Source organism: Xanthomarina sp. F2636L (assembly GCF_026410195.1).
Classification (GTDB): domain Bacteria; phylum Bacteroidota; class Bacteroidia; order Flavobacteriales; family Flavobacteriaceae; genus Xanthomarina.
Genome location: NZ_JAPMLM010000068.1, coordinates 254,304 through 279,757 on the forward strand (window position 1 = coordinate 254,304; position 25,454 = coordinate 279,757).

Genomic DNA, 25,454 nt, shown 5'->3' on the forward strand with positions numbered 1-25,454 from the left:
GTTGTTTAAGCTTTAAAGAGATTATTAATGACATAATTCTCGGATATGTTAATTAAATATTTTTTTGCTTTTTCTTCATCATCTACTAATTCTCTTAAATTTATATTTTCAAGTGAATCTAGATGCATAACTTCCAATAGCATATTGTTTTTCAATAATGCATCTGGTCTTAATCTCAATTCAAGTCTCTTTTTTGATTTATAGAGTTTCACATTACCTATTGTAGAATCGATATAATTTTTGGTATAAATACTAGTGCCACTAATTCTTTGTTCGTCAATTATTACATTTTTTAATTCTTCGGGGTTTACTTTTAAACCTGCTAAATAAAAGGTCATTCCAGCTCTTAAGAAGAAGAAATAGTATATATCATTTATGGGGTAATCTTTTTCAACGGATTTTAATTTTACTTCAACAATTTCTAACCATTTTTTTACAGCTTCTAAATATTTTTTTTCTTTAAATTGCTGGTCTAAATTGTTACCTGAACCTTTAAAGTTTTGCGCAAGAGATGTCTCTCCAGAATCTGCAGACAATAATGCGCCATTATAATCTATTTTACAGGAAAGCATTTTAACATCAGCTCCCCATTTTTCTTCTTTATTATATATATCAATTGGGTAGGAACCACTTCCAACTGATTCAACACCGAGAGCTTGAACCATCCATTGTTCTATATGTTCTTTAGCAATTTGATATGGTAATGCTTGTTGTCCTAAAATTGGTTCTGGTTGACCCAACATTGATTTTGCTAATGAAAATCTCATTACTTTCATTGCTTTTTCATCAAATATTTCTTTTAGTTCTTCGGTATTTAGAGCTGTTAAAACCATTGTTATTTTAAAAATTATATTGTGTGAGGTTTGTAATTATTTTAATTGTTCATAATGTTTTGTTTATTAGAATCTATTTATAATTCTTTTCCAATCACTATTTTTATTTTTCATTTCATTTACACTTGCTACATACCGATAGCCATCAAAATTTAGTCCTGGAATACTTTCTACTTTTTTTAAATCCTTATGATAACTATAGCCACATATCCATATAGGTATATTATCTAATTCATTTATTTTTCTAAATCCTTTTTCTTCATTTTTAATTAAGTATTTACTAACCCTCTTAAAAAATGAATGATTTCTTAAAATTCTAAATAAGTGATCAGAAGGTAAGCCCACTCTAACAAAGATGTATATATCAGATTTTCTATCCCTATTCTCATACTCTATCGGTGGTATTACGTTCCAACAAGATTTCCATTTACTAGATTTAACAGCAACATCGATTTTAATGTCTCTTTTCCCATCTTCTTCAATTATTCCTGTAAAATCTTGTGCAGTTATGCTATCTGGATGAGCTTCCATATCTAAATCTATTTCTATATTAAATTGATCTTTTAAAAATTTCTGCACCCCAAACTCTGCTAATATTCCAAGTATAAAATCATCAGCTGTTTGCATTTCACTTCTAACACCCCTAATACCCGTACCGTGACTACTTTTAACCGAGTATGCCATTTTGATAGCAAATTCAAAACACTTTGTATATTCACCAATGGTTAGATAAACCACTCTCTGATTTTTTTCTTTCTGCCATTTTTTAAGTTGCTTCTTATCAAAACACCATCTTCCCTTAATTTTTTCTCCATTAATTTCGCCACTTGACTTATGGTAATTGTCAAAATGTTTTTCTTCTATTTCGAGAAAAGCGATTGCTTCTTTTCTAGTAAGCTTATTTTTTGTCTTCATTATAGAACTTGAATAAATCGTTTAAATCGACTTCTAAAGCATTAGCTATTTTCTCAATATTTAAAAGTGTTATGTTTTTTTCTGCACGTTCAATCATACCTATATAGGTTCTATGCAAATCAGCTTTATGAGCCAATTCTTCTTGTGAGATTCCTTTTATCTTTCTAATTCCACGTACTTTCGCACCAAATTTTAATAGGATTTTTTGTTTTGTTTTCATGGTAAATAATATTGAATAAAGCTAACTTTAGTATTCAGTTACTACAACATACTATAATTAGCATTCTATGTGTTTCGAATGGTTTTTAATTATGTTAAACAAATACTTTTACACCCTAATTTGCATATATTTGAATAAATAATTTTAAAAATGGATATGTATTTAGAAGAACTAAAGTCAAGTGATAAAGTTATGAGGGAATTAATTGAAAGGCTTCCAAAATTTAACCTAGATATGAGTTGCAATCCATTTTATGATTTAGTTCGCTCAATTATTTCTCAACAACTTTCAGTTAAAGCTGCTAGTACTATTTACAGTAGATTTATTAATTTAATTGGTGAAAATTATAGTGCTTTAGAATTAAATATGATAAATATTGATGAGCTAAAGTCAGTTGGTATTTCTACTTCAAAATGTAATTATATAAAAAATGTTGCCAGCAAATTATTAGATGAGCCAGGATTCTTTAATAGATTAAAAAAATCCCCTAATGAAGAAGTAATAAAAGATATTACTACGATAAAAGGTGTCGGAATTTGGACGGCTCAAATGTTTTTAATGTTCTCATTAGGAAGAATCGATGTCTTACCAACTGCCGATATAGGTATTCAAAATGCCGTTCAAAAATTTTACCAACTTGATGCTAAACCGAGTATTCATTTATTAGAAAAAATTGCTTTAAAATGGAAACCATATCGTACAATTGCTTGTTGGTATTTATGGCAGGGTTTAGATGCTAAAATTGTATTGAAAAAGAATCTTATTTAACATCAAATAGAATAAGAATTTAATGTTTATCAAATAATTAAAACAAACTTATTCAATTATACTTTAGAGATTATTAATTAAGTAAAAAATTATTTCCCCTCATTTTCCTTAATTCCCTCATTGCCTTGAAACGTGTTGTTTAAGTAATTACCATGAGAGATTCTTTCTATAAGATTCACTTTTACAAAGTCTGTAATATAGCCTTCTGCTGTTTTAGGGTTAATATTTAGTTTTATTGCCAAGTCATTGTACTCTTTTGTTGTAAACTTAAAAGGTAGTTTATTTAAAAATTGTTCTTTACGGTTGTTATTTTTAATTGGATTATCATCAATAGGTAAACTTGAAAACACTTTGCTACTGTGCTTTATTAATACTTTTACCATTGCCATAGCATTTTTAAAGTCTTCATCTAAACATAATCTTGGGTTTGAAATATCACCATCTTCTGTAATTCGTAGCGCTGTAAAAATCATCATAAATCGAAATGCTATTAAACCCATACGTCTTACTGTTGCTACATATTCTTCGGATTGAACACTTAAATATAAGTTTTGGATGTTTGAAAAATATTCATTGAACTCTTGCTGTTGATCTGGTGTAAGCTCAATTTTTATTTCACTATCAGCTTTTAATGTTTCATAAATATCAAAAAACTGCTCTCCTAATTGCTTATAGTATTCTCCTACGCCATTGTCGGTTTTATCTTCAAATACATTTTTCCATTTTGGAGATATATCAAGATAATAGAATATAAATCTGCTAAACAATCCATTTTCAGCATTAGGCATTAATGATAAAACTTGTTTTGGTGTGCCTGATAATACAGTAGATAAACAAGGGGTTTCCATATCTACATATTCTCTATCTGTTCTTCTATAATAGCTTATTGTTTCGTGATGAAAGGCTTTGCGAAACCCATCGCTGTAATTCCCGTAATCTGTTTTAAAAGCTTGTGACAAGGTATCTCCCTCTGTTTCAAAAATAATCCCTCTTGCTTTACTATCTGCTAATAATTGAAATACGCCTGTTGTACTATTATTTGCAGGAATAAACAGCATTTTTTCTGGTGGCTTTTGAGGTTTTTCTAAATTCTCGTCTTTGTTTTTATTCTTATTGTAATCTGCTAAATCACTTTCGTAATTACTTTTTAAAACTTTAGCTTCTTCACGCAATGATAAATGTACCGGATAAATAATGCTTTTGCACCATTTTAATTTTCCTTTACCTGCAGATGCAGGTGCTGTTACGAATAAGAACAAATTAGAATACACTTTTTCTTTATCATATATTCCATAAACCTTATGTAAACAGACACTCATACAAGTTAATGTCCCTAATAACAACATATCTTTCTCCTGATTTGTAGAACCAAAATGAGTAGCATTTTTAAGTATTTCGGGTAAGGTTTTATAAATGGATTCTGGAAAAGTTGGAAGTTTTTCTGTTTCGTTTTTATTAATTTCCACTACCGTATTATTAGGTGTAATTCTTTCCTTCTTTAAACTAACTCCAGCTTGGTTGGCATGATAATAAAACGTAGCAATATTTACACCTGAACCATTAGCATTTAAACAGCTTGTGTATTGATTATCGCATTCTTTAGTATCATATTTTGAGTGCTGTTTGCTTATTCTATGAAAATAATCTCTACCCGATTCACCATATTCATCGGATATAGCAAAACCTATATTTCTCCAATTTTCGTAACTTGAAGTTATATCAATCCCATTTACTTCAATTTCTGATATGTAATTTTCGAATTCATTATTAATTGGTGTTAAAGGGGATTTAGGATTTGAGGGTATTTTTTTAGAAGGTTCTTCTGTTTTTCTTACAATATAAGTTTCTGCATCTTTATTAAAATAACAGTCGGGATCATAGGACATAAAACACAATCTTGAAATATCACTTCCGGACGTATCAATATCTATATTTAGGGCTTGTTCGTAATAATCTACAACTTGCTTGTAGGCCTCTTTATGCTCTTCTTTTGTGGAGTTTACAGGAACTATAATTTTTATTCCATTACCACTTGGACTTATAAACGCTGCATAGGTATAAACTGCTAAATGTATAATTGGTATTATTCTGCTTAATTCGGATTCAGAAAGTTTATCAATGTCCAGGATAACAAAACCACTATATTCTGAAATAGTGTCAGCTTTTCTTGTTGTATTAAATACACCCGAAGCTGTAAAACCTAAAAGGTGTTTTTTTAATTCGTTGGCTTCATTAGTATTGCCATTCTTATTTAGGTTACGAATAGATTCTATTTGGTTTTTATATTTACCTTCTTTTATGTCATTTATAATTTGCTGTAATGGAATATCTTCCACCTTATTCGCAAAGTTTTTGAAAATTGAAATATTTGGCATCTTGTTGTGTTTTAAAAGTGAATGAATTATTTAGTGCTAGTGGGCTTATAATTATCGTCTAATAGTTTGTTAATATCACTTAAACGGTAATACAATTTATTGCCTATTTGTGAAAATGCTATGACGTTATTGTCTCTCCAATTTTGTGCTGTTTTATGGCTTATTTTGAATAGCTGTAATAAATCGGCATTGTCGAGTAAAATAAGTTCTGGGTCTTGTGTTATGTTGTTTTCAAGCTTGTTTACAAGCGACTGAAAACGTTCGAATAACTTATTCCATTCTTGAATAGATATATCTTGAAATGGTTCCATTATTGCTTATTTTTTACATTGTTAATAGCAATTAATGCTTGGTCTATTTCATCGGTTTTATACCTAATAAGATTTCCTAATCGGTAAGGTTTGAGAATGCCTTTTTTATTCCAATCGGTAAGGGTTACTAATGATACTTTTAGGATTTTGGCTACTTCCTGACGGGTGAGATATTCAGGAGGTTTAATGGGTTGGAAATTTTGAGCTATGATTTTTAATTCGGCTCTTACGTCATTGATAATGTCTTCTTTTAATTCGGCAGGAGTTATACCGAATACTTGGGTGATTTTACTTTGTTCCATCGTTTTACAATTATATTTTGTTTTACGATGCTAAATAAGTACAAAGCTTATTCGGTAAAAATTCGGATTTATTCGGGTTTGTTCGCTAGAAGTTCGTTTTGATAAATATTGATTAAATCTGAAACATCAATACTGTAGATTTGAGGGTTAGACAAATTACTCTTGGACTTAATACCTGCCTTGTATTCATCATTTAAAAATGTAATGTAATTTTTTAATAGTAGCCTATTTTTAAAAATAATGGATTTACATTTTTCATCTCTAAAAATAGCATTACATATAGCTTGAAAACTTCTTTCGGGTTTATTATTCACATTTATTGCAGACAACTCCTGAAGCGTGTTATTAAACCATTCTTGAGCCTCTTGGTTTAAAAAAATACTACTTTTATATTGAATAGTCTTTTTATCGGTTACTAAATCATTGTTTTCCGACTCATTGCTTTCAGATTTTTCATTCTCTGGTTTTTCTTTAATAAAAAATTGATGTGTTTCTAATAGCTTATTCTTTGCTAAAATCTTCTCATAAACTTTTTCATTTGAAATTTTATTAACCTCTTTTTCAAGGATGTCATATAAGTAAGTGTGTTCAAAATTCCGTTTATTAATTGATTGGATAGTATTAGATATAAACTCGACTGCTTGATGTTCTAAATAAGGTGTATGATTAAGACTGATAAATTTAATTAAGTTATGGTATGCCTTAAAATTATTCTCAATTTCACCTTTAACTATATTTAGTTTATTGTCATTTAATCCTAATATTTGGTCGGCTGTTAAATCATCAAAATAAATAGTTGCCGTGTTCAATAATCTTTCAATTGAATTTATTAGAATATAGGCATAACTACCTGCATTATTTTTTAGATTATCATCATAAGAAAAGAAGTCTGAAAACTTCTGTTTATATACAGCTCTTAAATCATATGTATGTTTTATTTCATCTCTTAAGGTTTGTTTATTATAAATCCTTGATAAGTCAACTTTCCTCTTTTTAAGCTCTTCTAAATAAGGCATTTTCTGTGAAGCAGGGTTTATAACAACACTAGAAGCTTTAGAAAACTTCATAAAGAAAAGAGTATATCCAGTTAAGATGTATAAATTTATTTTTTTGTCAAATATCATGTAGGTTGATTTTATTGGCCGGTTATCATCCTTAATGAATTCAAAAAGTTCTTTTAAAAAATCTGGATTTTTATTTGAATATTGTTGGAAATATTTATTGTTAACATGTAAATTTTGAAACTCTTCAGGGGTGGAATTTTTATCAAATTTGAATGAGACACTTGAAATTGAATCTTGTTTCTCTTGAGGTATATTGGTTAAATTTTCATCCTTAACAAGATCTATAAGCGTACCAACTATTGAGTCTCCTAAATATGGATCTTCAAGAAACTCATCTTCTTTACTTATGATTTTAAAAGAATACTTATTTAATTTAGGCTCAAGGAATTCTATTTTTCTACGAAGTGTAACTTTATATTTTTCTGTATTACCAATAAACTCACTGTAATTATAATTTCTTTTTAAAACTCTATTCTTTTTAGGGTCTGAAAAATATTTAATTTCTGATTTTAAAAAATCTAACTCATTTGCTTCGGGAATCTCTTTAAAATAATTTGACATTCTAATTGAGAAATGAGCTATGTAAACATCACTTGGACAATCAAAATAATAAATATTATCTTCTTTAGATTGTGAATACAAATCATCGATAATTTTTAATATTTGACTTTTAATTATATCTATATTATCTTCATATTTCAATTCAATTTCGTGATATGCTTCTGCACTACCACAGTTTCGTGCTTCTCGAAAGATATCCACTTTTATCTTTTCCAGCTCTTTGAATAGATATAATAATTTGGAATATACATCTAGGTTTTCAAAATCAGCAGGCTCTTTTACATCATCACCCTTTTTGATAAATGTTGTTTTTTTAGATTCTAAAAAAGAGATTAATTCGTTGGCATGATAATTTATAAAGAAATATAAAAAATTCTTTTGGGCATTTTTCTTTTTTAAAATATCCACACTATCACCCATAAAAGGGTCATGTGGTAAAATGACATCTAAATATTGAAAATACTCGGATGAATTAACTTTACTTTCTAATACATCCTTAATATTAATATTGAAGAGATCTAGCCATTCTTGAATATTATCAACTCCAAAATTTGGGATAAAATCAAGCCTATTTATTTCATGTACTAAATATTCTAAATAGTTGTCGTCAGAACCACCAGATTTACTTAATTTTAATAAAACATCTGATTTAATTTGAATTATACATTCTTGCAAATGCCCTCGAACTGAAAGAGGCGAACGGGTTTTAAGTATGTTATCATCAGACAGCAACTCACAAAACTTCTCAAAACCAATATAATTTTCACTCATAGGATTAGAATATAAAACTTAAATTTATTAAACCTTATCCTACTTTTCTACTTTCATATTCATTTTTTCCAAATTATCTTCTTCGTTCTGCTTTAACCAATTAAACATTAAAGAAACCTCCCTTTATAATATGCGCTGCTCTTTCCTGGTTTTTAATACGGATATATTTATAAAACTCTTTTTCTGTAGTATGACCACTAAACAGCATGATATCAAAGACACTCATACCTGCCTTATACTTATTAGTACAAAAACTACGTCTTGCCGTGTGTGATTTAATGAGGTCATATTTAGAAATCATTTCGGTTTTATATTCACCTCCTTTTGTGTATTCGCATTTTACAAGCTCATCCCATTCCAACATTTGCCCAACCTGCTTGATATTTTCATTTAAGTCTTGTTCTTGAATTTTTTTAGGTGGATGGCCATTGTATCTACTATCCATTATATCCTGCATTTCCTTGGTTATAGGGCAATGTACTATTCTACTATATTTACGATTTTTCTTTTGGCGTATTTTAAAACACTTGAAGCCATCAATATCAACAATATCTTCATTCTTCAGTCCATTGTAATCGCTTATGCGTTGCCCTGTATAACACCCAAACAAAAAGACATCCCTGGCATGTTCAAGCTCTGGATATTTTGATAAATCGTGTTCATACATTTTTTTGATTTCATCATCAGTTAAATAAATCTCCGTGGTTGTTTCTTTCTTTACCTTGAAATCATCACTTTTAAATCGTTGGTTACTTGTGTAACCTTCAATAAGTGCATAGTTTAAGAATGTCTTTATAGTTTTAAGATGTTTGCCAATGGTGTTAAGCGAATAGTCATTAGCTTCCATAAACCTATTAAACTTATTGTAAAAGGACATATCTATAAACTCAAACATTAAGGTTTGATTATAGTGCTTTTGATATTCCTCTAAACGCTTTTTAGTTTGCTTGTAGGACCTAATTGTTATAATAGATATTTCTCCTTCTTTTATTTCAATAAACTCGTCTATGACATCAAAAAAGGTCATGCCTTTTTTATTTTTAACCTTATGAGGAGTAATCTTCTTTGTTTTGATATCTAATGCGTATTTTAAAAGGTGTTTAGGGACGATATCATGCTCTTTGGATAACTCATTATACTTTTTATTTATGAACTTCTCTAAATCGCTTAAATGACCGTTAACCTCATCTTTATTAGAAATGCCAGCTTTGTTTTTTATGCGTTGTTTATTGAAATCCCAATCATCAAAACAGCTCTTATAACCGCTTGAATACTTGAATTTATTACTTCCGTAAGTAAAGTGCAGATAAATTATACTTTGTTTCTTCTTGTTTTTCAGTAAGTTTGCATTCGAGTCTTTAAATGCAAATCTCACAGTCCCTTTAGACCTCTCTATTATAGTACTCATACGGCTTTGTTTACAATAAAGATAAGCAAAAGGGTGCAAAATAGGGTGCAATTGCGCCCTTATTTATTAACAATTCACTTTACTAAAACAACATCACAAAACACGATAAACCCTTATGATTAGTGACGTCAACCATGTATTGAGTAAAAATAGAAAGAAACGACAAAGTATAATATAGTACTGGAGGCACCACCACTAAAAACCCGAACAAATGTTCGGGTTTTTTGGTTTTATACATTTTACTTAATACCATACCTCTTCTGTATTAATATAAATGAAGCACAAGTACTTAATTAGTTTTCTTAACCTTCTTCATTTTTCCATTTTTATTAAATCATATCTCACAATTGACATAAATCATTATTTTTTATAAAAATTACATGTAATTTTATAGCTAAAACCCTTAGCTGTAAAACACATTTATGGAGATAACAGTTAGGGGCTTGAAAACTTCTATTTATGTCTATATTTAAAAAGGTAATGATAATTATCTTACTTGGTCTACTAGGTCTTGTTCTATATATTTTACTGTTTTACAATCCGTGTAACTACAGTCATTTTAAATTTAAAAGTCCCGACAACTATAACCTTTTAATTGCAAACGAAGGAAGCCATTTTAAAGATTCTGTGGTCCGTGTACTTATACAGCATTACCACTCAAAACCTGTAAGCATTAAAACAATCCCCTTGAGCTTCTTACCTGAAACAGACGTTAAAGATCAGGATGCCATACTAATTATTCATTCCTGGTACACTTGGAAACCCCCTCTAGAAGTAGAAAAATTCATTCACAAGCATCGTGATTGCTTAAACAACATCGTGATGTTAGGCACCTCACACCAAGGAAACCTCAAAATGGAAGAGCTAGACGCCATTACCGGTCCATCAAAAATGACTGATGTAAAAAGCTACACATCAAAAATCATTGATAAACTCACCCCATTACTTAATAATTGACATCAATTGAAGCATGTAAATTTTTCATATATAATGATTCTCAAAACTAATCTTCATTTACTATTGAAAGTTAATAATAACGTTGATATCATCTCACCTATTAATGTCTAAATAATATGGCTAAATGCAGTTGCTAAACACATTTGATTATAAATACGTTAAATAAGGCTCTATTTAACCTGTTATCATTTTCTTAAACTTTGACCTGTAAATATGACAATGTTAATCATTGTGTATAATCTATCGTAAATTCGATACTAAATATTTTTCGCCAAAAACTGCTATTATTTTTTTAACACTATTTAACCCAAATTAAAAAGCAACTCTTATAAGAGTTGCTTTTAATCCGGCCTACTTTTACATAAACCTTCTCGCTATTAATCAATCACTACTAATTATTTATGTTAATATTTAATGCAACTACAATATTACGGTAGCATCTAACTTTATTAACCTTTGTCTTTTATTTTTTATTTTATTATTAATAAACCATACCACATAAATTTGAAAAGTTCTTATTATTTTGGTTTATACAGAATTCTTTTGCCGACTCCATATCACTAAAAACACCAAAGGGTGTAATTGGATCGTATATTCTTTTATATGAGCCTATTAGTATTCTTATTCCTATGGAGTTTTGTATATAGGCTTCAGAAATTCTTAACGCGACTAATGATGGTGTTTTAGCAAATAAATTAGCTGCTGCTGAAGAAAAAGTACCTCGAGAACCTCTTACATCAATTATAAACGACCTAGCTTTACCGTTACATAATTTAGTAATGGCTTTTATATAAAGTTTAACCCTTTCTGAACTCAATTTAAAGTTAGCACTATCATTGGAAAGTTGACAATAAAGAATATCATTATCATCTATCCAAAATTTTGCGTGTTCAATCTCAATGACATTTTCCAAATTAATTATCATTTCTTACAGCATTAAAAAACATGTTGTTTCTATTACAAAATTCTATAGCCATTTTTTTACCATTAAATATAGTAATTGGCAAAATAGAGTTACCAAACAGAGTATATGATGAAAGTAAAAATTTTAAGTAACAGTTACCTACTAAATATGCTTCTGACAATACATTGTTTTTAATTTCAGAACTATTATTTATAAGTTTAAACAACTTTATCGTAGGCGAACTCCTCAATTCTTCAAAATTGAATAAGATTGGTTTATAACTACCATCAGACAAAACAGAGATAGCTTCAATAAAAGTTTTTTCTAAATCTACTTTAGAATAATTTTCATCGAAATCTCTATATATTTTACAATAAATTATATTTTGGTCTACCCAAAATTTAATATTGTCCGTCAGCATTTCGTTTTTCATTCGTATAACTTTAAAGAACTAAAGTCAAATGGAGTGCCAAAAATTATTTATGACTGAATTTAAAACATAAAACACTAATAATTAATGATTTATTTGTTTTGAATAATTTTTAATGAAATTTCAGACTAACGGTATACCGTGTATTTCTATGCGTAAAAATGATAATCACGGATTACCGTTACTTATTTAGGTTTAGAAATACCGAGTTTTGTCATTTTATCACGTAAGGTACTTGGCTTTAAATCTAGTAAAATAGATGCGCCATGAGGCCCACTTATTTTCCAATTACACTGCTCTAATACTTGAAGAATATGATTACGCTGTGCCTTATCTAACGATAAATCTCTATTATTAATTGGTTTTGTATTTTGTGTTGAAGATTCAAAACCTGGAATTAATAGCGTATTATTGGTTGACAATATAGAAGCTCTTTCTATTAAATTTTCGAGTTCTCTAATATTTCCAGGCCACTTGTACGCTTTAAGTTTACTCATAGATTCGTCTGTTATAAACTTAATACTTTTTCCATAGGCTTTATTAAACTTATCTACAAAATGCTCTACTAGTAAAGGTATATCGTCTATTCGTTTTCTTAATGGCGGCACCTCTATTGGAAACACATTCAATCGGAAATATAAGTCTTCTCTAAATCGCTTATTATCAACCTCTTCTTTTAGGTTTCGGTTAGTTGCGGCAATAACTCTAACATCCAATTTTTTTAATCCAGATGTACCACCAACAACCTCAATTTCTCCCTCTTGTAAAAATCTTAATATTTTGGGTTGCATATCTAGTGGCAACTCTCCAATTTCATCTAAAAATAAGGTACCTCCATCTGCAAGTTCAAATTTTCCAATTTTATCAGTAATGGCTCCTGTAAAAGACCCTTTTTTATGTCCAAACAATTCACTCTCTATAAGTTCTCTAGGAATAGCAGAACAATTAACTTTAATTAATGGTTTATTGTTTCGTAAACTCGTATTATGAATAGCTCTTGCTAATAATTCTTTACCAGTACCAGATTCTCCTAATAATAGTACAGTAGCTGTTGTTGGTGCCACTTTTTCTACCTCACTTAGTAAATTACTAAATTCGGCACTTCCATACACCATTTCTTCGTAGTTAAACACTAAGTCTAACTCATTTCTAAGGTAAACGTTTTCTTGCTCCAATTGATTTCGCAATACATTCAGCTCCTTATTAACTTGTTTAAGTTGTTCGTTTGCTTTCGCTATTTTATTTTCGGCTATTTTACGGTCAGTTATATCTTGAATAGTACCAATCATTTTTACAGGATTACCTTCACTATCCAATATTAATTTACCTAATCCATGCACCCATTTTTCTTTATCATCAACATGATTTACAATTCGGTATTCCCTATTAAACTTTTCATGCTTTATTAATATATTATTTTCGAAATAATTAAGCATTTGTTCTCTTTCATCAGGATGAATGATACTAACCCAGCCATTAAGATCCCTTATATAGGACTTATTTATATCCATTATTTTATCCAAAATATCAGAACTTTCCCACATCATGGTCTGAATGTCTAGAGAATATGATCCAATATTCCCAACTATTTGAGATTGTTTTAAATTATACTCACTATCAATAAGCTTCATTTCAACTACCTTACGCTCAGTAATATCTTGAATGGTACCGAAAAAATTAGCAACTTGCCCGTTAACATAAGTTACTTCACCTAAACCATGAATCCATTTTAATTCCTTATTATTTTTGGTTAGTATTCTGTATTCTAAATCAAATTTCTCTCCTGTTTTTATACTTCTTTCTAGCATCTCTTGATTGATAGCAGAGTCGTCTGGATGTCTAATTTCTCTCCAAATTTCAGGGGATAGCTCACTATCTAAATCAACTCCTACAATGTCTTTAAAAGCAGATGAGGCTTCAAGTATTTGAGTATTTATATCAAAATTATAACTGCCTATTTTTGCTAATTTTTGTGCCACTAAAAGTGATTTTTCACTTTCTTTTAATTTTATTTCTGCATTCCTACGTTGTGTAATGTCTTGTACTATGGAAAAATTTGCAATTTTCTCACCTTCTTCATTAAAAATACTTGAAATTGAAATACGTACAGGAAAATATTTTCCATTTTTATGCATATAAACAATTTCATAGTCTCTTTCATTTTTGTCTTGAATTAAGAGTTCATAACGCTCATCATTTTCTTTTTTTAATTCAGGTGACCAAAATGGATATGGCCGCTTAACACCAAGTAATTCTTTTTCAGTAAAACCTGTCATTTCACAAAAGGAAGGGTTTACTCTAATTATTTCTGAGTTCAAATTTATTACAAGTAAACCTTCTCCCATTGATTTTAAAAGACCTGCAGAAAATTCTTTTTCCTTTTTTACTTCTCTAATATTTTTTTTAGTTTCAGTGACATCTCTACAAATAGCAAGTATTCTTCCATCTTTTTGCATTTTTGCTGATATTTCTGCTACCAATATCGATTTGTCTTTTCGAATGATCTCTCTATCAAAAATTAATGGTTTCTCCTTAAGCAGTTCTTTATATCTTTCTGAATTTATAACAAAATCGCCTACAACTAAATCTTTTATATTCAATTTTTGAAATTCTTTTTTAGTATATCCTAAATTTATATATGAAGATTTATTAAAGCTATGTATTGTTCCGTCTAATGAATAAGACATTATCGCATCACTAGCTTGATTTATTAAGGCTTTATAAGATTCATCTTTCTTTTTAATTTCTGCAACAGTTCTAGATTTTTCTATGGCTATACGCACTAAGTTAACGGCAAAATTAAGCTCATTAATTTCATCCAATGAGGGTGTAGATATGGACTTACTATAAATTGCAAAAGTCCCTAAAACAATCTTGTTTTTTGAAAAAATGGGCAAAGACCAACAGGATTTTAAACCGTATTCTAATGCAATGTCTTTATAGTCTTTCCATAATTTATCTTTACTAATATCTGAAACAATAACAGGTTTTTTAATAAATGCGGCAGTACCACAGGATCCAGTATTTTTACCAATGGGAACTCGTTTTATAGCTAAATTATATGATTTAGGCATAGATGGCGCAGACTCTAGATTTAGATGTATTCCATCTTCATCAAGCAAACTAATAGAACCAAAATAATTTGGATGAACAGATTCGTAATTTAAAAGCAAGCGATCAAAAATATTACCTAAAGATGTGTTAACAGCTAATAAATCTAAGATTTCGTTTTTATGAATTAATAATTGTTCGGCTTTTTTACGTTCTGAAATTTCATTTTCAAGATCTAAATTTTTTTGCTCTAACTTACTAATAAGACGCTTGCTATAAAGCTTTAAAACTTCTTGTTCTGTAAATTCTGATTTTTTTATAGGTTTTGTCTTAGATACTTCATTTTTAAAAATATCTTGAATCACCTGTAGGATTTTATCTTGATCTGTAGGCTTTCTTAAAAAATGAACTGCACCAAGTTTTATAGCAAAATCTTCATCCAGTTTTTCAGTATAAGTAGAGGTGTAAAAAACGAAAGGGATCTCTTTAAATAATTTTTCATTTTTACAAGCTTGGCAAAACATATAGCCATCCATTACTGGCATTAAAATATCTGAAATAATAAGATCTACTTGTTTGTTTTCCTGAAGTTTTTCAAGCCCTTCGCTCCCATTATTAGCTTCAATAACCAAATAACCTGCTTCTTCAAGAATTACTCGAAGCAAGTATAAGTTTTCAAACGTATCATCTACAATTAAAATAGTCTTATTATTCATTTCTTATTTTGAATTGACAATATGCTTCATTTGGTTTACAAAAGTTTCTGGATTAATTGGTTTCTCCAAATAACCATCTGCACCTGCATCAAGTGCTTTTTCTTTATCTCCTCCCATAGCATACGAAGTTACCGCTATAATAGTTGTGTTTTTAGGCAGACCATTATGTCTTAATTTATTACATATTTCGTAACCATCCATATCTGGAAGTTGTATGTCTATTAAAATAATTTCAGGGTTGTTTTCATGAGCAAGCCTTAATCCATCTACCCCATTAAACGCTTCAATTACAGTGTAATTACTTTGTGTTAGCAAGTAAGACAACATATACATGTTTTGCTCATTATCCTCTATAATTAAAATAGTTGATTTCATAATCTAATAAATATTTTATGACCTGATGTTTAAATATACTACAATTCTTTTAACAATTTAAAATTTAGTTTTTTATTGAACTATGTATTTTTAGAAGCCTTAATAGGAATTTTAAAAGTAAAGTTACTTCCTTCTCCTTTTTTACTTTTTACATGGATAGATCCCCCTAATTTTTCAATTATGTTTTTACAAATTGCCAATCCAAGACCTGTACCTTCATGATTTCTACTTAACCCGGCATCTATTTGAATAAAAGGCATAAATAATTTATTAAGATCCTTTTTACTAATCCCAATGCCTTGATCTATTACTTGTGTTATTAACAAACTATCCAAAACATCTACTTTTACAGTAATGCCTCCTTTATTAGAGAATTTAATAGCATTGGATAGTAAATTAAGTAACACCTGCTCAACTCTACGCTCATCACTATTTAAAATAATTTCCATCTCAGATATTTCTGAGTTTATGACTAACCCTTTTTTAAGGGCTTGTGGTTTTAAAAAGTCAATAGTCTTTTCTAATGTGGATAAATAATTAAACGGATAGAATGACACTTTTAATTTTCCTGCCTCAATTTTAGAAATATCCAAAACATCGTTAATTAAGCCTAATAAGTGCTGACTGCTATTTTTAACCATAGACAGCTGCTTTTTCTGCTCCTCATTTAACGGGCCTGCATATTCTTTTAATAGAATTCCAGTAAAACCAATAATAGAGTTCATTGGTGTTCTTAATTCATGAGACATAGTTGCTAAAAATGCGGACTTCATTAAATCTGCAGATTGTGCTTTTATTTTTTCTTTTTCTAATTCAGACGTTCTAAACTCTACTAACTCTTCGAGATTATTTCTATATTTTTCTAATTCTGCTTCGGCATGTTTCTTTTCTGTTATATCTATAACAGTAATCATAATATGTTCTTCATTATTTAAATCAAGTGCTTGTAATGAGATTAATATAAAAAGTTCTTTTTCATCTGGCATTTTGTAATTTAATTCAACATTTGATACATATCCTTTTTCACTAAACTCGCTCCATAATAAGGTTTCATTATCGAGATTTTTTTGATCATCAAGAGTGAATAAACCCATTTCTTCAGCAGTTTTCTCTAACATGTTTTCTCTTTTAATTCCAACAATGTTTGCCAATGCTTCGTTTACTTCAATAATCTTTTTTTCTTTATTAAGTATCGCTTTTCCAATAACATTAGATTTAAATGCTTTAGAAAATTTTTCTTCACTTTCTTTTATTGTTATTTCTGCTTTTTTACGTGCTGTAATATCTCTTACAACTCCAATTAGAAATTTATTTCCACTATCGTCTATAAATCGTGTTTTTTTGGTAGAAACAATTCGAGTTTCCATTCCTTCTAAAGTTATAGATTCTTCATTAATGTTTTCTACACCAGTTAACAACACCTGCTTATCAATACTAAAAAACATTTCCCGTTCATCAAAAGACACGTTTTCAGCTAGTGTTTTTCCAATTATTTCTGATCTTGAAAGGTTAAAAAAGTTGCAAAAAGAATCATTTACTAGTAAAATACGGCTTTGTTCATCTTTTACAAATACTAGATCACCTATATTATTTAAAATATTATCAAGATATTTTTTACTTTTAATGATTTGCTCTTCGGCATTTTTTGATTCAGTGATATCTCTTATAGTTCCAATTAAAAAATTTTTACCGCTTTCATCTATGTACCTGTTTTTTTTGATTGAAATGATTCTTGTTTCTCCTCCTTTACCAATAAAACTAACTTCACTAACATTTTCAATCCCTTTTGAGATTACTTGACTATCAATTTTTAAATATCTTTCTCTTTCCTCAACCGGAGTATCTTCAGCGAAGGTTTTACCTAAGATCTCTTCTTTTGTACGATTAAATAATTTATAGAATGCGTCATTTGCAATAAGAAAATGGCTTTTATCATCTTTTACAAATACTGGGTCCCCTATATTATTTATAATGTTTTCGAGATAGCTTTTATTTTTTATTAATTGATCTTCAGCCTTTTTGCGCTCTGTAATGTCTGTAAAAAATATTGTCAGTCCTTCTTTTGAAGGATATACTCTATTTTCAAACCATCTATCAATGGGTTCATAGTAAGTTTCAAAATATTGTTTTTCTTGAGTTTCTACTGCTTTATAATATGCTTTATAAAAAGGAAGACCTATACCTTCAGGAAATTCGGTCCAAACATGTTTACCTATTAAACTTTCTGGAGATTTTCCTAAAAATTCAGCTGCTTTAATATTTATATAAGTATAATGCCAATTGGTATCTAGCGCCACAAATCCATCTGAAATAAGATTTAAAGTAGTTTCAATTTGAGAAGTTAATTTTTTCTCTACCTGATTTTTCTCAGCTTTAAGATTAATATATTTTGTTCGATAATTAATAATAGAAAAAACATCTCGATTTTGGTTTGCAATAAATGTGGCATTCGTTTCATTATTATCTAAATACTTTAAATAAACATATAGAATAATTGAAAATATAAGTGCTGAAAAAGACTTACCTATAATATGCCCAACCAAGGAAGAATTAAAATCGGGTGCACCAAATTTTAAAATAACATTAAAAGCAAAAGCATCAATAATTAAAACTGAAAGCAGAGAAATAAAAAGAATATAAAAGAACGGCAGTTTGCTATTTCTTGAAATCAAATATTGATATATAATAGCAAGTAAAATAAAATCAAAAAACAAGATAATGGTACCTGTTATAAAGTACTTATAATCTAAAATGAATATAGATTTTGCTTGATTATTTTCAATTAATCCAATAACACTTTCTTGCAAATAGGTAATACCAAATAAAGCAGATATCAAGAAGTTTGAAATTACAATCCCAATTATAAGAGCTCTTGCACTAGTAACTCCTTCTTTTATATAAATTAGTAAAACAGCAAATAAAACAGCTGAAAAAATAATTATAGATCCTGGGTAAATGGTATACTTATCTAAAATTTCAAGGCTTATATAAGCATCAGAAAACACTAGAAGGTATTGTAAAGTTCCAAGTAGTATATATAAAGGTGCCAAACCTAATTTAGATCTAAGCTTAAATAATAAGAGTATAGTTGAAGAAAAAAATAAAAACTCTGCAAATATGGTCGTATAGATATTCATATCGTATTTTAGGTTAAGCTTTATAGAGTTTTAGTTTAGATTAAAACTCAAATTTAGATTGGCATTTAAATTACACTTAAATATTTAACTCCTTATTTAAATAGGATTAAGAAAGCAATTACAATTAAAACATTAACATCAACAAGCCGTAAAATATACTGAGCATTAAGCTTTTACCCTAAATATAATATTTTAATTTATGAATAAAAATAATAAGAATAAAATCTATTTTAAGACAAGTAACTTTTTTTCCGTTAATCACTTTTTAACTTACTAAGTCAATATGGAATCTTTTAAAAACTTCAAATTAATATAACTGAAAAGAAGGAAATTGCTCAAACCCTAGTCTGGAATAAATATAATTACAAACAGCTCTCAAGGTATTTTTACAATTTTATGTAAACTTTAATAAACAACCACGACTTAAATCGTTACATTCATCTTCCAAAAGTAAAAACTATGCAAAAGACATATTACGATCCAGCTGATCTTAGAAAATTCGGTAAAATCTCAGAATGGAACGAAGAGCTTGGCTCAAAATTTTTCGAATATTATAATTCTGTTTTTAAAGAAGGAAAACTTTCAGAAAGAGAAAAATCGTTAATCGCCTTAGCTGTAGCCCATACCATTCAATGTCCTTATTGTATTGACGCCTATACTGGAGATGGTTTACAAAGAGGCATTACCAAAGAAGAAATGATGGAATCTCTACACGTAGCTTCGGCTATTCGTGGTGGCGCTTCTTTAGTTCATGGCGTCCAAATGATGAATAAAGTGAATAAATTAGACGGTTAAAGTGGGCATCGCCCTCTCTTTTATTCCTCAAGAATTACAAATAAGATATCTCTATTAATGGCAACAAAATCCTTACATAAACTAGGAAGTGATTTAGCACAAAGTAATAAGCAATTAAAAATACTCTCTAACGGTATCTTTAAAAATGGCGAATTACCGACGTTTAAAGATAAAATATCTGAGTCGGGTCAATTCCCTCTTAAAGCAAAAAAATTAGAGATTTTACAAATTAATGTTGGCTATATGTGTAATCAAGTTTGCGATCATTGCCATGTAGATGCCGGACCAGACAGAAAAGAAATCATGACAAGAGACACCATGAAACAGTGTCTTGAGCTTATAGAAAAATCTGAAGCTCATACCTTAGATTTAACTGGTGGCGCGCCAGAAATGAATCCAGATTTTAGATGGTTTGTAGAGGAGGCAGCAAAAGTTGGAATTAAAGATTTTATTGTACGCTCCAATCTAACCATTATTAGAGCCAACAAAAAATATTACGATTTACCAGACTTTTTTAAAAAACATAATATTCACGTAGTCTCCTCAATGCCACATTGGACTAAAGGAAAAACAGACAAGCAAAGAGGTTCTGGCGTTTTTGATAAATCGATTAAAGCTTTACAGGATTTAAATGCCGTTGGCTACGGAATGCCAGGAAGCCATTTAAAATTAGATTTAGTTTACAATCCTTCAGGTGCATTTTTACCAGGAAATCAGTCAGCTATGGAAAAAGACTTCAAAAAAACTTTACTTGAAGATTTTAATATTCAATTCCACAATCTGTTTGCTATTACAAATTTACCAATTGCACGTTTTCTGGATTATCTAATTGCTAGTGATAATTACGAAGATTATATGTATTCCTTAGTGGAAGCCTATAATCCTGCAGCTGTTTCAAACCTTATGTGTAAAAACACATTATCTATTAGTTGGGATGGTTATTTATTTGATTGCGATTTCAATCAAATGCTGGAACTACCTGTAAACAGTAAATCGAAACATGTTTCAGAGTTTAATCAAGAGCTATTGGAAGGACGAAACATTGTTATTTCCCAACACTGTTACGGCTGTACGGCTGGTGCTGGAAGCAGTTGCCAAGGTAATATTATTCCTGAAAACGCATAGAATTCATAAGTATGAAACCACAAATCGTCTTTATATTAACACTCTTTTCAGTTATCCAGATAGGCTTTACTCAGGAATCCCTGTCTGAATTATTAAAAAAGCACAATACACATCAAATCCCTTATATGTCTGTTGAAGAATTAGCCATGCCTAAAACAAAGGCCATTATTTTAGATGCCCGCGAGTATGAAGAATACCAAGTAAGTCATCTAAAAAATGCTGTTTTTGTTGGCTTTAATGATTTTAATTTAGAAAACACCAGCAAACAAATTGAAAACAAACAACAGAATATAGTGGTTTATTGTTCGCTAGGAATTCGCTCCGAAAATATTGCTGAAAAACTTTCAAAAGCAGGCTATACCAACATCTACAATCTATACGGAGGTATTTTTGAATGGAAAAACAAAGGCTTTGATGTCTATGATACTAATGAAACCAAAACTGAAAAGGTTCATGCTTTTTCTCCCGAATGGAGTAAATGGCTAACTTCAGGAAAAAAAGTTTTTAAATAATTTAATCCATGAGAATATTAAGTACAAAAGACACAAATAGTGCTAATGATATGAATTTCGATTTTCATTTTCCAACCTCTAAAAAAGCCATCATCATTTTTGCTAGAAATCCTGAACTAGGAAAATGTAAAACCCGTTTAGCAGAAACTATTGGAGACCATGCTGCTTTAAACGTATATAAATATTTATTACAACATACGGCTAATATCACCGAAAAAGTAACAGCAGATAAATTTGTATTTTACTCCGAACATATTCATAAAAACGATATTTGGGATGAAGATATCTTTATAAAAAAACTCCAACAAGGCTCAGATTTAGGTGTAAGAATGAAAAATGCTTTTTTGGAGCTATTTAATTCCGGATATGAGAAAATAGTTATTCTGGGAAGTGATATTTTAGATTTAAAATCAGAACATATCTCCAAAGCATTTCATACATTAGACACACAGGATGTTGTTATTGGTCCAGCTTTTGACGGAGGGTATTATTTACTGGGAATGAAACAACTTCATCCTCATATTTTTGAAAATAAACGCTGGGGAACCCATACAGTTTTAAAAGATACTTTAGAGGATTTAAAACAGTTAAACACCTACCAATTAGAAACATTAAATGATATTGACACTTTTGAAGACCTCAATAAAAATAACATACTTAAAGAATTAATTACCAATGATTAAATTTATTACAGAAACAGCAGAATACCTTGAAGAAAAAGGTTTTAAAAATCCCGAAATAGGCATCATTCTTGGCACTGGCTTAGGCAAATTAATTAACGATATAGACATTATTGCCGAAGTTAGTTATAACCACATTCCAAACTTTCCAACGGCAACCGTAGAGTTCCATAAAGGAAAACTAATTTACGGAAACTTAGAAGGTAAAAAAGTGATTGTTATGCAAGGCCGTTTTCATATTTATGAAGGCTACACCCTGCAGGACGTGACCTATCCCGTTCGGGTTATGGAAAAATTAGGAATAAAAACCTTGCTGGTTTCCAATGCTTCGGGCGCTATAAACAATAGCTTTAAAAAAGGAGAATTAATGCTAATTGAAGATCATATTAATCTTCAAGGCAGCTCTCCTCTGGCATTTAGAGGTGTAGAACTTTTAGGAGAACGTTTTACAGACATGAGCGAGCCCTATAATAAAAAATTAAATACAACATTTAAAGATATTGCCAAGACTAATAATATTGCCTTGCACCAAGGTGTTTATGCTAGTGTGGTTGGACCTCAACTAGAAACCAGAGCAGAATATAGAATGTTAAAAATTATCGGGGCAGATGCAGTAGGCATGAGTACGGTTCCGGAAATTATTGTTGCCAATCATTTAAAACTAAAAGCTGCTGCTGTCTCAGTTTTAACAGATGAATGTGACCCAGACAATTTAAAACCAGTAAATATTGACGAGATTATTGAAATGGCAGGTAAAGCCGAGCCGCAAATGATTGTTTTATTTAAAGAATTAATCAAAACACTTTAGTTCTAAACAAGACATGGAAAAGTATTTAGACATAATAGCTAACTCTTACTCGGGTTATTGGAATTATCTTAAATCTGAGATTCTTTCCTATGGCTATTGGGATAATTACTTCTATGGATTAATAATTATTTCCTTAGCTGTTTGGATGCTTGAGATAGCCTTTCCATGGCGCGAAAATCAGGGTATTTTTAGAAAGGATTTTTGGTTAGATACTTTTTATATGTTTTTCAACTTCTTTTTGTTGAATTTGATTGTTTTTATAGCCTTATCCAATACCGTAGCGGAAATTTTTGACGATCTTCTTGGACTTGTTGGAATATCGCTTGATAATTTTAAATTAATAGAAGTCAATGCGCTTCCAAAACCCTTGGGATTATTTGTCTTTTTTATTGTGGCAGATTTTGTCCAATGGAATACCCACAGACTATTACATCGGGTGCCATGGTTATGGAATTTTCATAAAGTACATCACTCCGTTAAAGAAATGGGCTTTGCAGCGCACTTGCGCTATCACTGGATGGAACCTGTAGTTTATAAATCTATTTTATACATTCCTCTAGCTATAATCGGAGGCTTTGAAGCTCAAGATGTCGCTTTTGTTCATTTTTTTAATATCACGATTGGACATTTAAATCATGCAAATTTAGGTTGGGATTATGGCAAACTAAAATACATATTCAACAATCCTAAAATGCATATTTGGCATCATGCCAAAGAACTACCAAAACATGCACGATATGGCGTAAATTACGGCTTAACCCTAAGTATCTGGGATTATATTTTTAAAACCAATTACATTCCAGAGAATGGTCGCGACATAGAACTAGGCTTTTATGGAGACGAAACCTTTCCTAAAGACTTTGTTAGTCAAGAAATATACCCGATTAAATTCAAAGAAAAAGATGAAAACTAAACAAATCCTGTCAATGTTGCTCTTTATGGTTTTTGTCTTTTTTCAGAAAGTCGAGGCTCAAATAATTAATTACAACACCTGGAGTACATTTCTTGAAAAACACGTAAATAGTTTTGGGGAAGTCAACTATCAAGCCATTCAGATAGATCAAGATTTATTAGAAGCTAGCTTAAAATCGTTTTCTAAAACGAAACCAGAAAGCTCCTGGTCTAAAGACGAAACCTTGGCTTATTGGATTAATGCCTATAATGCTTTTACCATAAAACTGATTATAGATAATTACCCGATTAAAAGCATCAAAGACTTAAAAAATCCGTGGGATCAAAAATTCATTCCTATTGGAAAACAATCTATGTCTTTAAATGAAATTGAACACGAAATTCTTAGAAAAATGAATGAACCCAGAATTCATTTTGCCATCGTTTGTGCTTCAAAATCTTGTCCTAAATTATTAAATAAAGCCTACCTCCCATCCAAATTAGATTTGCAATTAACAGTTGCTACAGAAGATTTTCTTTCAGACGAAAGCAAAAACAATATTTCTAAAGACCAAATAACTATTTCGAAGATTTTTAAATGGTTTTCTGAAGATTTCACGCAAAACGGAAGTCTCATAGAATTTTTAAACAAGTATACTAGCGTTCAAATTTCGAAAAAAGCTAAAAAGAAATTCATGAATTACAATTGGGAATTGAATGAGTAAACATCAAATTTCAATAATAATTCCCATGTTAAACGAAGCAGAAAACATCAAAAACCTGCTTCGGCATCTTACTCAGAATTCCCATCTAGAAAACATTTCAGAAATTATTGTGGTAGATGGAGGAAGCACAGATAGCTCTCAAAACATTGTGGAGACCATTATTTCTTCAAAAGCAACTAAACACAATTTACAACTTTTAAATTCTCAAAAAGGCAGAGCCAGACAAATGAATTTAGGGGCTAAAAATGCATCTGGAGACATCTTATATTTTCTTCATGCCGATTCTTTTCCTCCTAAAAACTTCGACAAACTAATTATTCAACAAGTTCAGGAATCTCATTTAGCGGGTTGTTTTAAAATGACTTTTAACAGCAATCATTGGTGGTTAAAATTAGCCAGTTGGCTCACCCAATTTTCATGGCGCGCATGTAGAGGTGGCGATCAAAGTCAGTTTATAACAAAAAGGCTTTTCAATGAAATTGGTGGTTTTAATGAAGAATTTATCATTTACGAAGACAACGATCTCATTAATAAATTATATGCTAAAAAACAATTTGTTGTAATTCAAGAATGGCTAACAACTTCCGATAGACGCTATAAAACTCACGGAATCTGGAAGTTACAATATCACTTCTGGGCTATTTATATAAAAAAATGGTTTGGAGCTTCAGCTCAAGAACTTCACAGCTATTATAAAAAACACATTGCTTAAAACTTGTTGATAAGCTCTAATATTCTCACTTAAAATCAATTGATTTATTAATTTGGTTTCTTACTTTTGAAGGATTCAGACACAAACGGATTTCCAAAACACACAACC

General features: G+C 29.9%; 23 protein-coding genes. 10 read left to right on the forward strand and 13 right to left on the reverse strand.

What is annotated here, in order from left to right:
- Positions 1-5: 5 nt before the first annotated feature.
- The 3 genes from OS191_RS08560 to OS191_RS08570 all read right to left on the reverse strand — a co-directional run bounded on the left by OS191_RS08560 (position 6) and on the right by OS191_RS08570 (position 1,968).
- Complete coding sequence (locus OS191_RS08560; RefSeq protein ID WP_267155279.1) at positions 6-833, reverse strand: hypothetical protein; 828 nt, start codon at positions 831-833, stop codon at positions 6-8.
- Positions 834-899: 66 nt separating this feature from the next.
- Positions 900-1,748 (reverse strand): hypothetical protein, encoded by an 849-nt coding sequence (locus tag OS191_RS08565; RefSeq protein WP_267155280.1) that lies wholly within the window; start codon positions 1,746-1,748, stop codon positions 900-902.
- The gene (locus OS191_RS08570; protein ID WP_267155281.1) at positions 1,732-1,968 is read right to left on the reverse strand and encodes a helix-turn-helix domain-containing protein; all 237 of its coding nucleotides are present in this window, start codon (positions 1,966-1,968) and stop codon (positions 1,732-1,734) included. The genes OS191_RS08565 and OS191_RS08570 overlap by 17 nt, the downstream gene beginning before the upstream one ends.
- A gap of 156 nt (positions 1,969-2,124) precedes the next feature.
- Between OS191_RS08570 and OS191_RS08575 the strand changes: the two genes are divergently transcribed.
- Complete coding sequence (locus tag OS191_RS08575) at positions 2,125-2,736, forward strand: DNA-3-methyladenine glycosylase family protein (protein ID WP_267155282.1); 612 nt, start codon at positions 2,125-2,127, stop codon at positions 2,734-2,736.
- Positions 2,737-2,825: 89 nt separating this feature from the next.
- Here the strand turns inward: OS191_RS08575 and OS191_RS08580 are convergent, their stop codons facing one another.
- From OS191_RS08580 to OS191_RS08600, 5 genes are all read right to left on the reverse strand, one after another.
- Positions 2,826-5,111 carry a DUF3987 domain-containing protein gene (locus tag OS191_RS08580; RefSeq protein ID WP_267155283.1) on the reverse strand — a complete coding sequence of 762 codons (2,286 nt, stop codon included), beginning with the start codon at positions 5,109-5,111 and terminating at the stop codon, positions 2,826-2,828.
- Positions 5,112-5,137: 26 nt separating this feature from the next.
- Positions 5,138-5,422 (reverse strand): helix-turn-helix domain-containing protein, encoded by a 285-nt coding sequence (locus tag OS191_RS08585; protein WP_267155284.1) that lies wholly within the window; start codon positions 5,420-5,422, stop codon positions 5,138-5,140.
- Positions 5,422-5,724, reverse strand: coding sequence for a helix-turn-helix domain-containing protein (locus tag OS191_RS08590; RefSeq protein ID WP_267155285.1), 303 nt, complete (start codon positions 5,722-5,724; stop codon positions 5,422-5,424). The genes OS191_RS08585 and OS191_RS08590 overlap by 1 nt, the downstream gene beginning before the upstream one ends.
- Positions 5,725-5,792: 68 nt before the next feature.
- On the reverse strand, positions 5,793-8,120 hold the full coding sequence (locus OS191_RS08595; protein ID WP_267155286.1) for an ARID/BRIGHT DNA-binding domain-containing protein: 2,328 nt from the start codon (positions 8,118-8,120) through the stop codon (positions 5,793-5,795).
- 100 nt (positions 8,121-8,220) lie between these two features.
- Positions 8,221-9,528, reverse strand: coding sequence for a tyrosine-type recombinase/integrase (locus OS191_RS08600; RefSeq protein ID WP_267155287.1), 1,308 nt, complete (start codon positions 9,526-9,528; stop codon positions 8,221-8,223).
- A 459-nt stretch (positions 9,529-9,987) separates the two neighbouring features.
- Between OS191_RS08600 and OS191_RS08605 the strand changes: the two genes are divergently transcribed.
- Positions 9,988-10,485: a hypothetical protein gene (locus tag OS191_RS08605; protein ID WP_267155288.1), complete on the forward strand. Its 498-nt coding sequence runs from the start codon at positions 9,988-9,990 to the stop codon at positions 10,483-10,485.
- A gap of 481 nt (positions 10,486-10,966) precedes the next feature.
- On the opposite strand, the gene OS191_RS08610 is transcribed toward OS191_RS08605, so the two are convergent.
- The 5 genes from OS191_RS08610 to OS191_RS08630 form a co-directional block, all read right to left on the reverse strand.
- Positions 10,967-11,410 (reverse strand): DUF7793 family protein, encoded by a 444-nt coding sequence (locus tag OS191_RS08610; protein WP_524534357.1) that lies wholly within the window; start codon positions 11,408-11,410, stop codon positions 10,967-10,969.
- On the reverse strand, positions 11,400-11,822 hold the full coding sequence (locus OS191_RS08615) for a hypothetical protein (protein ID WP_267155290.1): 423 nt from the start codon (positions 11,820-11,822) through the stop codon (positions 11,400-11,402). Before OS191_RS08615 ends, OS191_RS08610 begins: the two co-directional genes overlap by 11 nt.
- Before the next feature lie 182 nt (positions 11,823-12,004).
- Positions 12,005-15,586: a sigma 54-interacting transcriptional regulator gene (locus tag OS191_RS08620; RefSeq protein ID WP_267155291.1), complete on the reverse strand. Its 3,582-nt coding sequence runs from the start codon at positions 15,584-15,586 to the stop codon at positions 12,005-12,007.
- 3 nt (positions 15,587-15,589) lie between these two features.
- Positions 15,590-15,961, reverse strand: coding sequence for a response regulator (locus OS191_RS08625; protein ID WP_267155292.1), 372 nt, complete (start codon positions 15,959-15,961; stop codon positions 15,590-15,592).
- Positions 15,962-16,041: 80 nt separating this feature from the next.
- The gene (locus tag OS191_RS08630; RefSeq protein ID WP_267155293.1) at positions 16,042-19,098 is read right to left on the reverse strand and encodes a PAS domain-containing protein; all 3,057 of its coding nucleotides are present in this window, start codon (positions 19,096-19,098) and stop codon (positions 16,042-16,044) included.
- 459 nt (positions 19,099-19,557) lie between these two features.
- Here OS191_RS08630 and OS191_RS08635 point away from each other — a divergent pair, with 459 nt between their 5' ends.
- The 8 genes from OS191_RS08635 to OS191_RS08670 are packed head-to-tail and all read left to right on the forward strand — an operon-like array spanning position 19,558 to position 25,346.
- Positions 19,558-19,893 (forward strand): arsenosugar biosynthesis-associated peroxidase-like protein, encoded by a 336-nt coding sequence (locus tag OS191_RS08635; protein WP_267147319.1) that lies wholly within the window; start codon positions 19,558-19,560, stop codon positions 19,891-19,893.
- 57 nt (positions 19,894-19,950) lie between these two features.
- On the forward strand, positions 19,951-21,018 hold the full coding sequence (arsS, locus tag OS191_RS08640) for an arsenosugar biosynthesis radical SAM (seleno)protein ArsS (RefSeq protein ID WP_267155294.1): 1,068 nt from the start codon (positions 19,951-19,953) through the stop codon (positions 21,016-21,018).
- 11 nt (positions 21,019-21,029) lie between these two features.
- Entirely contained in the window at positions 21,030-21,530 is a 501-nt protein-coding gene (locus OS191_RS08645; protein WP_267155295.1) for a rhodanese-like domain-containing protein, read from the forward strand.
- 8 nt (positions 21,531-21,538) lie between these two features.
- Positions 21,539-22,213 (forward strand): TIGR04282 family arsenosugar biosynthesis glycosyltransferase, encoded by a 675-nt coding sequence (locus tag OS191_RS08650; RefSeq protein WP_267155296.1) that lies wholly within the window; start codon positions 21,539-21,541, stop codon positions 22,211-22,213.
- Positions 22,206-23,018, forward strand: a complete 813-nt coding sequence (locus OS191_RS08655; RefSeq protein ID WP_267155297.1) for a purine-nucleoside phosphorylase — start codon at positions 22,206-22,208, stop codon at positions 23,016-23,018. The genes OS191_RS08650 and OS191_RS08655 overlap by 8 nt, the downstream gene beginning before the upstream one ends.
- Before the next feature lie 13 nt (positions 23,019-23,031).
- On the forward strand, positions 23,032-23,931 hold the full coding sequence (locus tag OS191_RS08660) for a sterol desaturase family protein (RefSeq protein WP_267155298.1): 900 nt from the start codon (positions 23,032-23,034) through the stop codon (positions 23,929-23,931).
- A complete protein-coding gene (locus OS191_RS08665; RefSeq protein WP_267155299.1) occupies positions 23,921-24,634 on the forward strand; it encodes a DUF547 domain-containing protein in 714 nt (237 codons plus the stop codon). Before OS191_RS08660 ends, OS191_RS08665 begins: the two co-directional genes overlap by 11 nt.
- Positions 24,627-25,346 (forward strand): TIGR04283 family arsenosugar biosynthesis glycosyltransferase, encoded by a 720-nt coding sequence (locus tag OS191_RS08670; protein ID WP_267155300.1) that lies wholly within the window; start codon positions 24,627-24,629, stop codon positions 25,344-25,346. The genes OS191_RS08665 and OS191_RS08670 overlap by 8 nt, the downstream gene beginning before the upstream one ends.
- The last annotated feature ends 108 nt before the right edge of the window (positions 25,347-25,454 follow it).